The sequence below is a fragment of the Dehalococcoidales bacterium genome (genome assembly GCA_028716225.1).
GTDB lineage: Bacteria > Chloroflexota > Dehalococcoidia > Dehalococcoidales > UBA5760 > UBA5760.
Window position 1 is genome coordinate 1 of the sequence record JAQUQE010000037.1, and the last position, 12,143, is coordinate 12,143.

Annotated in this window: 14 protein-coding genes; 11 read left to right on the forward strand and 3 right to left on the reverse strand. The window is 52.2% G+C overall.

What is annotated here, in order from left to right:
• A partial coding sequence (locus PHI12_11660; protein ID MDD5511446.1) for an ATP-dependent RecD-like DNA helicase occupies positions 1-1,670 on the forward strand: 1,670 nt, incomplete at its 5' end.
• Between the two features lie 629 nt (positions 1,671-2,299).
• Here PHI12_11660 and PHI12_11665 read toward each other — a convergent pair.
• The 3 genes from PHI12_11665 to PHI12_11675 are packed head-to-tail and all read right to left on the reverse strand — an operon-like array spanning position 2,300 to position 4,897.
• On the reverse strand, positions 2,300-3,937 hold the full coding sequence (locus PHI12_11665; GenBank protein ID MDD5511447.1) for a recombinase family protein: 1,638 nt from the start codon (positions 3,935-3,937) through the stop codon (positions 2,300-2,302).
• A 25-nt stretch (positions 3,938-3,962) separates the two neighbouring features.
• The gene (locus PHI12_11670; GenBank protein MDD5511448.1) at positions 3,963-4,451 is read right to left on the reverse strand and encodes an ImmA/IrrE family metallo-endopeptidase; all 489 of its coding nucleotides are present in this window, start codon (positions 4,449-4,451) and stop codon (positions 3,963-3,965) included.
• Between the two features lie 38 nt (positions 4,452-4,489).
• The gene (locus PHI12_11675; protein MDD5511449.1) at positions 4,490-4,897 is read right to left on the reverse strand and encodes a helix-turn-helix domain-containing protein; all 408 of its coding nucleotides are present in this window, start codon (positions 4,895-4,897) and stop codon (positions 4,490-4,492) included.
• Between the two features lie 216 nt (positions 4,898-5,113).
• On the opposite strand from PHI12_11675, the gene PHI12_11680 reads away from it, so the two are divergent.
• From PHI12_11680 to PHI12_11725, 10 genes are all read left to right on the forward strand, one after another.
• Positions 5,114-5,302 (forward strand): hypothetical protein, encoded by a 189-nt coding sequence (locus PHI12_11680; protein MDD5511450.1) that lies wholly within the window; start codon positions 5,114-5,116, stop codon positions 5,300-5,302.
• 31 nt (positions 5,303-5,333) lie between these two features.
• Positions 5,334-5,525 (forward strand): hypothetical protein, encoded by a 192-nt coding sequence (locus PHI12_11685; protein MDD5511451.1) that lies wholly within the window; start codon positions 5,334-5,336, stop codon positions 5,523-5,525.
• Positions 5,503-6,486 (forward strand): hypothetical protein, encoded by a 984-nt coding sequence (locus PHI12_11690; GenBank protein MDD5511452.1) that lies wholly within the window; start codon positions 5,503-5,505, stop codon positions 6,484-6,486. Before PHI12_11685 ends, PHI12_11690 begins: the two co-directional genes overlap by 23 nt.
• Positions 6,487-6,664: 178 nt before the next feature.
• Complete coding sequence (locus PHI12_11695) at positions 6,665-7,846, forward strand: MT-A70 family methyltransferase (GenBank protein ID MDD5511453.1); 1,182 nt, start codon at positions 6,665-6,667, stop codon at positions 7,844-7,846.
• Positions 7,843-8,400, forward strand: a complete 558-nt coding sequence (locus tag PHI12_11700) for a hypothetical protein (GenBank protein MDD5511454.1) — start codon at positions 7,843-7,845, stop codon at positions 8,398-8,400. Before PHI12_11695 ends, PHI12_11700 begins: the two co-directional genes overlap by 4 nt.
• A 42-nt stretch (positions 8,401-8,442) precedes the next feature.
• Positions 8,443-9,285, forward strand: a complete 843-nt coding sequence (locus PHI12_11705) for a hypothetical protein (GenBank protein ID MDD5511455.1) — start codon at positions 8,443-8,445, stop codon at positions 9,283-9,285.
• Entirely contained in the window at positions 9,260-9,997 is a 738-nt protein-coding gene (locus PHI12_11710; GenBank protein MDD5511456.1) for an ATP-binding protein, read from the forward strand. The genes PHI12_11705 and PHI12_11710 overlap by 26 nt, the downstream gene beginning before the upstream one ends.
• 243 nt (positions 9,998-10,240) lie before the next feature.
• Positions 10,241-10,480 carry a hypothetical protein gene (locus tag PHI12_11715; GenBank protein ID MDD5511457.1) on the forward strand — a complete coding sequence of 80 codons (240 nt, stop codon included), beginning with the start codon at positions 10,241-10,243 and terminating at the stop codon, positions 10,478-10,480.
• Positions 10,477-10,872 (forward strand): J domain-containing protein, encoded by a 396-nt coding sequence (locus PHI12_11720; GenBank protein MDD5511458.1) that lies wholly within the window; start codon positions 10,477-10,479, stop codon positions 10,870-10,872. The genes PHI12_11715 and PHI12_11720 overlap by 4 nt, the downstream gene beginning before the upstream one ends.
• Before the next feature lie 68 nt (positions 10,873-10,940).
• The gene (locus tag PHI12_11725) at positions 10,941-11,867 is read left to right on the forward strand and encodes an AAA family ATPase (GenBank protein ID MDD5511459.1); all 927 of its coding nucleotides are present in this window, start codon (positions 10,941-10,943) and stop codon (positions 11,865-11,867) included.
• Positions 11,868-12,143: the final 276 nt, after the last annotated feature.

Here is a 12,143-nt window from a genome sequence, read left to right on the forward strand (position 1 = left end):
TATACAAAGCCTATGGTGACAAGTCTGTGTCGGTGGTTAAGGAGAATCCCTATCGGCTAGCTCTTGATATCAGCGGCATTGGTTTCAAGACGGCGGACAAGATCGCCCGGAATATGGGGATTGACCCCAGTTCTCAGATAAGGGCTGAAGCCGGAATTGTACATGTCCTTAGCGAGTTGGTTGATGAAGGTCATGTTTACTATCCCTATGAAAAGCTGATGGATGCCGCGGCTTCACTGCTTGAGGTAAATCCTGGAATATTAAAGCCTGCTCTCGCGGCACTACAGGAGCAACGGAGGGTGGTGATTGACGAACTTATAGAGGATCGGGCAGTCTACCTTACTCCGCTCCACATCGCCGAGGTAAAGGTAGTCAGAAGGCTACAGACACTTATGGTCTCCCCAAGACAGCTCATCCCCGTAGATGTAGATGATTCCATCCAATGGGTGCAACAGGTAAGCCACATAGAACTGGCTGAGATGCAAAAAGAGGCTATCAGAAAGGCAATTACCAGTAAGGTGCTTGTCCTTACCGGCGGGCCAGGTACCGGAAAGACAACGCTGCTCAATTGCCTCATCAAGATACTGGAACGTAACGGTCAGCACATTCTGCTTGCTTCACCTACCGGTAGAGCCGCAAGAAGACTGGCTGAGGTGACCGGCAGGGAAGCAAAGACGATTCACCGGTTACTGGAATACAGCCCCAGCGAGGGTGGTTTCAAGAGGAATGATGAAAACCTTCTTGCAGCGGATCTCGTCGTAATTGATGAGGCGTCTATGGTGGATATTCTGCTTATGAACCATCTTCTCAAGGCAATACCGGTAACGGCCACTCTGGTACTGGTAGGCGATGTAGATCAGCTCCCCTCGGTTGGTCCTGGTAATATGCTCAAGGATGTAATTGCATCGGGCAAGGTGGAGACAGTAATACTGACCGAGGTATTTAGGCAAGCGCAGGAGAGCATGATCGTGGTTAATGCCCATCGTGTCAACCACGGCGAATTCCCATTAACAAAGCCGCCGCAGGGAAAGAACTCCGACTTTTATTTCGTATCCCGGGACGATCCGAAGCAGGCGCTCGAGGTAGTGAAAGAGCTCTGTGCCAACAGGCTGCCCCGTGCCCTTCACCTTAATCCCTTGGATGATATCCAGGTCATGACGCCGATGCATAAGGGCGAGGCAGGTGTTACCAACCTAAACGCCGAGTTACAGACGTTACTTAATCCCAGTGGTATTGAGTTGGTGCGCGGGGGAAGGCATTTTCGGGTCAATGACAAGGTGATGCAGATCATCAACAATTATGAAAAAGAAGTGTTCAACGGTGATATCGGCAGGATAACCGCTATTGAAACTGAGGAACAGACTCTCACCGTTAAATATGAAGACAGGATCGTCAGCTACGAATGGAGCCAGCTTGACGAATTGGTGCTAGCCTACGCTATTTCCATTCATAAATCACAGGGCAGCGAGTATCCCGCGGTAATAATTCCTATCCTGCCCCAGCACTATATCATGCTGCAACGTAACCTCCTTTACACAGCGATAACCAGAGCCAAGAAAATGGTGATCCTCGTCGGCAGCGCTCGCGCTATCGCTATCGCCGTGCGTAACAGCCGGGTGCAGCGGCGATATACCGCCTTATCGCAACGACTCACTGCGCAAGACGCTTAAGTAGCAGAACTGTTATCAGTACGTGGCGCTACTCGACCTTGAATTACCGGTTGGCCTCATGCTTAAGACTTGCACTCTTAGTCGTCTTTCGAACCTGCGCTCACCGTGACGCAGTAAGAAAGCCATATCTGACTACCATCGTGAAATGAGCTATCCTCTCCTCCCTATCTAATTCCCATCCTTCAGGCAGTGCAAAGCTAAGGGTGCAAAAATGCAATAAAGCCCCGGGTACGCTTGCACCCGCTAACCTGAGGCTTGCACAGGCCACTCATCGTCTTGGTACCCAGGATAACCGGGCCAGGCAGGTAGCCGGCAATTAATCGGGCTTACTCCTTTGCACCCGTCACCTTTGCATACACTTTTTCCGGCGGTCTTTTCTTGCACGGTTTATTGGTCCGGTTACGCATGACCGCAAGCGTTGCACAAGCTACCCCCCTCCCCCCTATATAAGCCTTGGCCCGGTGGCAGTGCAAAGCTAATAATGCAAGAAAAGTGCAAAAACGACATGGGTTACGCTTGCACAAGTTAACCTGAGGCTTTGCACATATCACGCATCGGAGTGTTCGGGAATCGATTCGCCAAATGTGATATCATACCAACAGGTGCGGAGAAAGATAATACGCCAGGATTCAATTCAATATGGAATGAGAATGGCAGACTTCAACTTTTCCCTTGCCCGGTGGCCAAGGAAAGGTCGCTGAAAATATTTTTATATACTGCCCGGAGGTCTTTCGAGGCTTGTGAATGGTTCTAGGTATCGTCCCCCTAAGCCCACCATTCGGAACAGCTCCCGAACCTTTGGCTCTTGAGGCGATGATCGCGAAGGGGGCATTGAGTTCGGCCTTGGTTACTTTACCTTCTTCAACATAGAGGCATTTGAAAACCGTCTCACAGATCAATCTCTTTTCATCGAAAGTACCCTTATCAAAGAGAAAATCCAGCTGGGTAGCCAGTTCCAAGGCCACTTCAAAGTCGGCTTTTATCAGGTGCTGCCGTTGTCTGATAGCATCAACCGTGTTCTTAAGTCTTGATTTCTCGGCCTCAATCTGAGCGCGATGCTCCTTGAAGTCCTCGTAGGATATCTGCTCCTCGATGACGAGCCGCTGCAGGTTCTTCTCCATTCTGGCAAGTTTGACCAATCGAGCCTCGGCTTTGCTGAGCTCTCCGTTTCCGTTAGCCTCCGCTTTAAATAATGCTTCGAGCTCCTTACGCAGATCCTGGCGGGCCTCTTCGGTGATGGTGATGCTCTTAAAGACAGCCGGTAGCTGCTCCTCGATATCCCTGGTATTGTAGAAGACGCTACTCCCGTTAACCTTCTCGCGGCTACGGTAGTAGCTGATTCGCTTCGTAGGGTGGGTTTCCGCCCAGCAGACGCTGTCAGCGTCCACCGAATGGACGAGTCCTTGGAGCAGGTACTTATGCCGCCTGGTGCGCTGTTTATTCTTATCATGGAGTCTAAGGATTTGCTGTACCTGAGTAAAGGTGTCTTCATCTACCAGCGGTTGATGGGCCCCTTTGGTGGGCACGTCGCCTTTCTTGAGCCAGGTCTCGCCCAGGTAGAACCGGTTGTGGAAGATGTCACTCCATTTTGATCTCGAAATCTGGTTGCCGAGCCTGCTGATATAGCCTCTTACGTAGGATTCATCCGACCAGCTCTGTAGCGTCCACCTGCCGCTTGCCATCTCCTTGAAGGCTTCGGTTACAAGCGAGCCGTTTCTTGGATCGACTTCTATCCAGGCGGAATTCTTGTCATGCTTGTTAAGGTAGCCAAAGGGGGCCTGTTTCGGCCAGCCGCCGTTCTCCACCTTTTTCTGCAGACCTTTCTTGACTTCAATGGCCAGGTTCTTGGAATACCAGGTGCTGATAATCTGCATCATGCGGCGGCTGATGTAGCCGGCCGGGGTTGAGGCGTCTCCCGGTTCGCTGACACTCTCCACGGTGATCTTAAGGTCTTCAAGCTCCTTCTCATAAATGATGAAGTCATAGTCATTGCGGGCGAAGCGGTCGAACTTATGAACCAGGATGATATCGAAGGCTTTGTTCCTGGCCTGGGCGATCATCTTCTGAAACTCGGGTCTCTTATCGGTGCGGGCGCTTTCGCCGGCGTCAACGAACTCCCGAACTACTTCCCAGCCCTTACCCTGAGCGTGGTAGCGGCACCTCTCGAGCTGGAAGGGGATGGAAAGGTCTCTTTCCGCCTGCTCGTCGGTTGATACCCGGGCATAAACACAGCATTTAAGCTTCTTATCAGCTGCCTTCTTATCCATCACTTTTCTCCTAGCGCGGCTGTGATCAAGGGGAAATATTCCAGTTCATTTCTTCCCAGTTAGCCAATTCTTCCTCGGTGGCAAAATCAGAGACCCTTTTCCCGGCCAGCTCTTCCGGCACATCAAAGTAGTCCGCTAAATCCCAGAGGGGTAGATCAATGACCTTATCGAGTTCAGGTTGTGGCATCAGGATATGGGCGGCGAATATTTCCGCTTCTTGCTCCTGTTTCAGGACGGTTGTTTTCTGCCATTGAAGAAACCTCAGTTGGTTACCGCAGTGTAGTAGCTGGTGGGCCAGGGCATGGGCGATAAGATAACGCCGCTCCCTACGGCTAACGCCCTCGGCGATACCTATCCAGCGTCCACGTTTCACCTCTTTAACCGGCGCCAGAAACGGCCAGTCTACGACCTCGCAGCCCTCCGCGCTGGCCAGGTATTCCATATCTATGGGGAAAAGTAACCCGGGGTAACGGGCATGAATCATCCTTGCTTTCTCCGCAGCCACGCTAATCATCTCAAATCTACCTCACTCAGCTCATACAAATCACGCTGCTAGCTGGTCTTCTGTTTCCTTTTCTCCTCTTTGTGCCGTCTTCTCTTCTCATCAAGGGTAAAGCGAATGAATGATTTTACCCGCTCTTTGGGCTCGCCATCGAGCAGACTATCCACCTGCCGGAACATGAGCTCAAGCTCGGCGTCTTTAAGGTCGAGCTCCCTCGGTTTTACCCAGGGGTAGTCTTCCAGGGTACCAGTAATGGCGGCGTAGATATCTTCTACCAGCAGATCAAGGGCTTTGGAGAGCCCGGCGATAACCTCGGGGCTGGGCTGGAGGTTACGGCCGTTCTCGATGGCGGTCACATTCTCGAGGCTGGTACCGGCCATTCTACCAAGGTCTCCCTGGGTAGTCTCCCCGAGGCGCGTTCTGGCAGCTCGAATCAGTTGTGCCAGGGTTACTGACATGGTGATTATCTCCCTTTCCTTAAGATGTGCGTTATGGTAATGTTATCACCACTGTTTATATTTGTCAAGAGCTTTACGACACTTTTTGCAGGGGGCTTAAAAATCATAGCTGGCGTCTTTATAGATATGAAAGGTAACAATATGGCGACAACGCTGTCTTGACAGTGGGTTTTGTCTATCGTAATATCATTACGACAATGTCATAGAGGTGAGCCAATGGATGCGGAGAAACCAAAGACCCCGGGTAGAAACAAGGTATCAATCAGGGTGCTTATCCCTAGGGCTGATTATCGAGAGCTGAAAAAGATAGCCGAGATGGAGCGGACCGATGTCAGCACCCTGATCAGAAGGGCTATGGCCCACCATTTTTTTATACCCCGCGATAGTAATATGGTTAATCACTAGAGGTAATAATATTATCTATCTGGAAACAGTTATGACGTCATGTGAAACAGATTTCGTAGAGGTATTTGAAGCGCCGTCAAACGATGGTAAAGAGGCGGTAAAGGGAAGACTGCGCACCCTAATCACGCTTGCTGTAGCTATAGGTGGCCGTGAGGGGTTATTGAATCAGAACGGAGATTCCACAATTGAGGGAGGTAATTATGTCGCCGATAAAGGGAGTTAGTGAAGTAGTAAGGCTGCCCCGGCTGGGTAAGATCAGGCTGGGGTTAAGGAAGGAGACCGATGACGGGATGGTCTACCCGTCGCCAACCGACTATTTTGTCTGTCCGGAAGAGGTAAAAAAGGTGTACGGCGATAAGCCCAAGGAACTGCGGGTCATGTTCCCGACCGAAGACGAGTCGCAGTGGGCCAGCCAGTTTTTGAAGTGTTATTCCGCTACCAGGGGATTAATCTGCCGCGGCGATGGAGAGACGGCGATTGCCCGGGTAGATATCGGAACCGGTGAAATAGCCACCAGGGACGCTGTGGATACTGAGCTAAGAGAGATTAGCTGCTCACCCGATATTTGTCCGTATTATGAAAGAAGTCGTTGCCGACGGGTCATGAATCTGCAGTTCCTGCTGCCTGATTGCCCGGGCTTTGGCGTTTACCAGCTTGATACCAGCTCTTTCAATTCCATAAGAAACGTAAATTCGACGATCGCGTTCATTCGCGGTATCTGCGGCCGGATTTCCATGATTCCACTGTTGCTCAAGCTTGTTGAGCAGGAGGTGCAGCCGGACGGTCGGCGTAAGACGGTGAGAGTCCTCAGTCTATCGGCTCCGTATAGCCTGATTGAAGTCCAGAGGTATGCCCAGATACCAGTAGGTCAGAGCTTACTCTTACCGCCTCCGGATACCGAAGCGCCTGACGATCTATTCCCGGAAGAGGTATTGAAACAGGATATTGAATCGAGTGACATACCAGCCGTAGACGAGGAATTACTTCGGGTCTGGGAAAAGGTAAAGAAAAAGATCTGCGAGCTGGACGTGCAGGATGCTCAAATCTCGATCTGGTTTCTGAAGAACTACCATCTTAACGTGGTTCGGGGTGATTTCGAATCGGCGCTGCCGCCTTCGAAACTGACTCTGGATAGGCTCTCTAATTTCTATAAGGCAGTCGAGCGTTATCAGGCTAGGCGGTAAGGTCGGTGCAAGGTAGGAAATGGGGTTTCCAGAACAACCGGTCAGTAACCGAATGAACTACGGTAAGCTCCGTCGCTACAAGTGCCGTGTGTGCGGACGGATATTCAAAGATTACTACTTGCCCACGGCAAGGAGAATGTGTGCGAGGTGTGTGGGGAAGAAGGATTAGGGCTAAGGCATGAGCAAGCAACATCGGGAAGCAATAGAGTGGCTTAATGACCCCGGCCTTCTGCGTCCTAACGGATACAGCGAGGGTATCTACGGAGAGGACGGATTTCGGGATCTACTTGATAGCATCAAGAATCTCGGCATCCTCCAGCCGCTACATATCACCGTTGAGGGAAAGATTATTTCCGGGCACCGCCGCTGGCGTGCCGCCCGGGTTGCGTATCAAGAGGGCATACCGGTACTGATACCGGTAATTCGCGAGTATTATGCCTCTGAGTTGGATGAGTGCCAGGCTATTATCGAATTCAACCGCTACCGCATCAAGACAGGCCAGCAGCTCTACAACGAGGGTAAGGCGCTAAAGGAGATTGAGGCCATCAGAGCTCAGGAGCGCATACGAGAACACGGCAATACAGCACCGGGAAGACCGGCAACACCTGAGGAAAATTTTCCTCAGGTGAGAGCACCCCAAAGTCGTGACATCATTGCTCAATCCATCGGTCTGGGGTCAGGGCGGCAGTGGGACAAGCTGGAATACGTGGCGGAGCACAAGCCCCAGCTACTCAACGAGATTAAACCCGATGGTATGAGCATCCACAAGGCATACGACGAAACAAGACGGGAAGTGAGTCAGGCGACAATCAATCCTGAGCCTGAGCTGCCGGAGGGTATATTCCAGGTGTTTTACATGGACCCACCCTGGAAGTATAACAATTCCGGCTTGGGGGGCAGCGCCGAGAATCACTACCGGACCCGGACTGTGGATGAGATGTTAAACCGGCTGAAAGAGCTTAACTTCGCCTCCCATACGGCACCAAACTGTGTTTTATTCCTCTGGGCCACCAACCCACTTCTACCCGAGGCCCTGCGACTAATCGGCGAGCTAGGCTTTCAGTATAAGACAAATCTCACCTGGGTAAAGGATAAGCCAACCTACGGTAAATTGGGCTTTTATGTTTACGGGCGGCATGAGCTACTGCTGCTTGCCACGCAAGGCTCGATGCTTCCCAAAGGAGATAAGCCCGCCAGCGTCATCTGCGCAGAGGTACGGGATCACAGCCGAAAGCCGGAAGTTGTCTACGAAATCATCGATCAGATGTACCCAAATACCCGAAAGTGCGAGTTGTTTGGCCGAAAACACCATCATGGATGGGAAGTCTGGGGTGACCAGGTCAGCAAGGAGGCTTCTTGAAGGATAGGAGTAGCAAGCCACGAAGCTACGACGGCGAACTGAAGAATATTGGGGAGCCGGCGGAGGCCTATATCGCGCGTTATCTCAGCCGTGAATACGCCAGAGTGATACCGGTTGGCAAAGAGGGGCGCCGCCTGGACTACCGGTGTTTCTTGGCTAACGGCACGGTGGATCTGGTCGAAGGTAAAACAGACACCAGGGTTGCCCTTACCCAGAGGGTACCCTGGGAAATATTCCGTCTGGAGCAGGGTGGTATGAAGGCCTATCTTTCCTGGGGTTATGCTAGCCCGTGTTCGAGAGTTATTTACTTTGTGCCTCAGTGGCTGAGGATACTGGACATATACACCGCAGACATACGCAGGCTTATATTCCGGCACCTGATGAGTAAAAGGCGGGAGGTCTTTGTGGCTCACACTCTCACCGATAGCGACCGCGTTACCTTCAATTTCTTAGTACCTCTGGGTCTCTTAAGGGAAGGTAGCTGCGTAAGAGAAGTCGAAATAGCCGAAACGCCGCTTGGCCCTGAGGTGCCCTACCAGAAGCGGCTGGAGTAGTAAAAAGCACGTCTAATACCAAATAAAAGAAGAGGGAAGTTTATGCCCCGTCGCATGATAGAGCCCGACATTTGGCGAAATGAAAGGATCGGTAGTCTCCCTGACGCGGGACGGTTGCTATTTATCGGCATCTTTAGCAGCGCGGACGATGACGGCAGGCTTAAGGCATCGCCCAAGTACCTTAAGGCAATCATATTTCCTTACGATAACGATAAGACCGAGGATCTCATCAGGGAGCTAAGAGACCTCTGCAGTCAGTTAGGGCTGATACGGCTCTACAGCCAGAACGACTGTGAGTATCTTGATATTCCGGGATGGAGGGAGCATCAAAGGATAAGAAAAGACCGCTATAACCCTTCCAGTCTCCCCGGTTTTGAGGATTGTGGTAACCAGACTGTAACCACTAGACAACCGGATGGCAACCAGGTGGCAACCACTGGTAGGCACAGTATAGTTAAGTATAGTTTAGTTAAGTCTAGTATTTATACCCCTATAGCCCCCAAAGGGGGCAATCATAAAAATTCAGTCGACGCCAGGGAATTATTTGACCTCTGGAATTCACTGGGTGTGACTAGACACAGGAAGCTCACAGGTGACATGACGCGGGCCCTCGCGGCCGCCTCAAGGGATTTCTCCGCGGCGGAAATCTCCCAGGCGATCAAGAATTACGCACACATTGTCAACGATGAGCGGTGCTATTTCAAGTACCGGTGGACATTCAAGGACTTCTTAAAGCGCGGTTTGGAGAAGTTCCTGGATTTGGAGGTAGCCCTGAATAACTATCGCAAAGGAGGTGACGATGGATTCGATAAAAAGCGTGCTAGCCCAAGCGGTCCGCTTTCCGGAAAGCCAACCCCGTTTGACCCCAGCAAACCACTCCGGTGAGGAAGAGGCTATTTGCCCTATCTGTGGCGGCGGTGGGGTAGTACATCCGATTGATGAGTGGGGGAAGCCGCGATATGACCGGACCATGCCCTGCGAGTGCTCGAGAGAGCGGATTTTGCGGGAGCGGTATAAGCAGATGCTGAGCCGGTGTCAGCTTCCGGCCGCTACCGCTGGATGGACATTCGAAAACTTTGACTCTAGCGGACCGCTTGAGAAAGCCTACGGACTGGCGTTAGAGCTTGCCGAAGGACGTGGCGACGTAAGGTGGCTGACGTTGGTAGGTCCGGTCGATGTGGGAAAATCCCACCTGGCAGTGGCTATCTGCCGGCGCTGGATTGATAGGGGGCAAGCGGCACGCTACGTGTTGGTACCGCTCATGCTTGAGGAGCTGCGGGCAAGCTACAACCGTGAAGGGGAATACGACCGGCTGATGGATTTCTTGCTCACGGTGCCGCTCTTGGTGCTTGACGACCTGGGAACGCAGAAACCCACCGAATGGGCGGTGGAGAAGCTGATGCAAATAGTTGACTACCGCTACGTGAACGGGTTGTACATGGTGGTGACGACAAATCGATCCGTTGATGATCTGCCTGGAGATACTGAGCGGCGCATTGGTAGTCGATTACTGAGAGCCGGATTCGCTAGGGTAGTTTATATAGACGCGCCGGAATACCGGATAAGGGAGAGAGATGCCCACGCATCGGAAGGGTAGCCAATATTAACCGAAATGGGGTTTGGCAAATGAGGAGTGGGGCCGAGTTCGTATCGCAAGCGGGGATAGAAAAACTGGATTTGAATTATATCGTTCAGCGGCTAAGGGAATGCGCTGACGAGCATGATTCTTGTCGAGATTGTCCTGACCTCAAAATCTGTGTAGCGGCTTATGATGAACGGTGCTCGTTTGGGATTGAAGGGAAAAAGGGAGACTTTAAGAAGTTGGGTAAGGATGTTAGCAATGGGAATGAAAAAGGCATCAAAACTAAATAACGGCGCCATGGTTCAGTCAAAAGAGCTTGGCACACAAAGAGCGATCAAAATAGCCCGGAAGGAGCACCGCTGCCACCGGTGCGGCGGCGTGATTAAAACGGGGGACAGCTTCACCATGCGGATGGACTATGAGGGCGGGAGTCTCAGGTTCTGTCCGGTGTGTCTTAACTGCGACGGCCGGTTTGAAAAAGAAAAGGGCAAGAAATGACGGAGCGGTGGCAGAAAATAGCTGATGAGTGGCTGGGTGAACTGGGGCGACTGGGTAAGGAGTGGCCGGCTGAGCTTCAAAAAGCCATGGGGGAGTACGCGGAAACCCTCATGAATGAGGCCATTGACCCGCGCCGGTTCATGGAGTTTCTTCGTGGTAGTGGGGAAAGCTTCACCGGCTTTCCGGGGACGCCCAATGGTGAAGTCAGGTGCGACCCCTATGTGATACTGGGACTGGAGCGGACTGCCACTGACGAAGAGATAAAGAAGCGCTACCACAACCTGGTGCATAAGCTTCACCCGGATACGGCGGGGGTTGAAGGTACGGAGCGTCTGTTTCAGCTGGTGCTGGCAGCTTATGAAGCAATAAGGAGGGAAAGGGGATTACGATGAACAGAGATAACGCAGTTCAACACGGTTTCCGAACCGGACAGGATCTTTATGGCAAGGAGAAATAGGTTATGAAAGAAGGTGACCTTGATCTCCTTAAGCAGATCGCCGAGCATGAGGTAACCATCGATTGGAGTAAGCCGGGCGCTGATCTGGGCTGGGAGTGGAGTGACGTCCGGATTCAGCCGGCGACCCTCACGCGGCTATTCTTGGAGGGCCTGCTGGATAATCCCTACCGGAGTAACAGCTGCACCGGCTACCGGCTCTCGGAGAAGGGGAAACAGGTGTTTGCCGCCGGTGAAGCCATGGTAGAACCGGCTTATGAACCAAATGAGCTTGAAGTACCGGATGACCTTTTCAGTGTTATTGAGGGATATCAAGAATTGAAAGACCTGGTGAGGACAGTCCTCAAGAGCGACAAGCCGGTGCATCTTCTTTTTACCGGCGTGCCGGCTTCGGCGAAGACGATGTTTCTCATGGAACTGGCACGTCTGGGGGCACCGTATGTTCTGGGTTCTCAGGCAACCCGCTCCGGCATGGCTGACCTCCTTTTCAGTACGGAGCCACGGATACTTCTTGTCGATGAGATCGACCGCATCGGCACCAGGGATATCTCGGTACTGCTTTCACTCATGGCCACGGGCATAGTCTCCGAGACCAAGCACGGTAAACGGCGCTCGTCCAACCTGGATACCAAGGTATTTGCCGCCTCGAACACGCTGCGGATGCCTTTGGAGCTCCTATCACGGTTCATGGTGCTTGAGTTCAAGCCCTATAGCCTGGATGAATTTCTCACCGTAGCCACCAATGTCCTGGTAAAGCAGGAGGGCATATTGCCTGACTTAGCGGTCTATATAGTCCGGCGGACCTGGCAGCTTGCGGCACGGTTTCCCGATCCAAGGCAAGCGGTAAGGGTAGCCAGACTGGCCAAGACGAGGGTCGAAGTGGACGGAGTCTTTGAGCTTCTGGAGCGCTACGGGGCTGGTTTGACAAAGTGAGCCGTATCTGATAGGGGAGAGATAAGGGTAACCCCCACCCTTAGGGTACGGTAAGGGTATACCCTAAAGGGCTCTGCCAGGCATAGCCCTTGCCGAGGGCTTCAGGCACGAAAAAGCAAGGGCTTGCCGAGCCCTCCAGGCACAAAAACGAAGCCCTCGGGCAATGGTGGCGGGTATGGTATACAGCGAGGCGTAAAAGATGACAAAAGAAAAGATTACCTGTGAGATCTGCGGCGAGACCTTTAAGGATAAGAGCGGTCTGGCCGGTCATATGCA

Coding starts and splice junctions, on each gene's coding strand:
- PHI12_11665 (MDD5511447.1), bottom strand. CDS start 3,937: ATGGATAAGAAGGCAGCTGATAAGAAGCTTAAATGCTGTGTTTATGCC.
- PHI12_11670 (MDD5511448.1), bottom strand. CDS start 4,451: ATGATTAGCGTGGCTGCGGAGAAAGCAAGGATGATTCATGCCCGTTAC.
- PHI12_11675 (MDD5511449.1), bottom strand. CDS start 4,897: ATGTCAGTAACCCTGGCACAACTGATTCGAGCTGCCAGAACGCGCCTC.
- PHI12_11680 (MDD5511450.1), top strand. CDS start 5,114: ATGGATGCGGAGAAACCAAAGACCCCGGGTAGAAACAAGGTATCAATC.
- PHI12_11685 (MDD5511451.1), top strand. CDS start 5,334: ATGACGTCATGTGAAACAGATTTCGTAGAGGTATTTGAAGCGCCGTCA.
- PHI12_11690 (MDD5511452.1), top strand. CDS start 5,503: ATGTCGCCGATAAAGGGAGTTAGTGAAGTAGTAAGGCTGCCCCGGCTG.
- PHI12_11695 (MDD5511453.1), top strand. CDS start 6,665: ATGAGCAAGCAACATCGGGAAGCAATAGAGTGGCTTAATGACCCCGGC.
- PHI12_11705 (MDD5511455.1), top strand. CDS start 8,443: ATGCCCCGTCGCATGATAGAGCCCGACATTTGGCGAAATGAAAGGATC.
- PHI12_11715 (MDD5511457.1), top strand. CDS start 10,241: ATGGGAATGAAAAAGGCATCAAAACTAAATAACGGCGCCATGGTTCAG.
- PHI12_11720 (MDD5511458.1), top strand. CDS start 10,477: ATGACGGAGCGGTGGCAGAAAATAGCTGATGAGTGGCTGGGTGAACTG.
- PHI12_11725 (MDD5511459.1), top strand. CDS start 10,941: ATGAAAGAAGGTGACCTTGATCTCCTTAAGCAGATCGCCGAGCATGAG.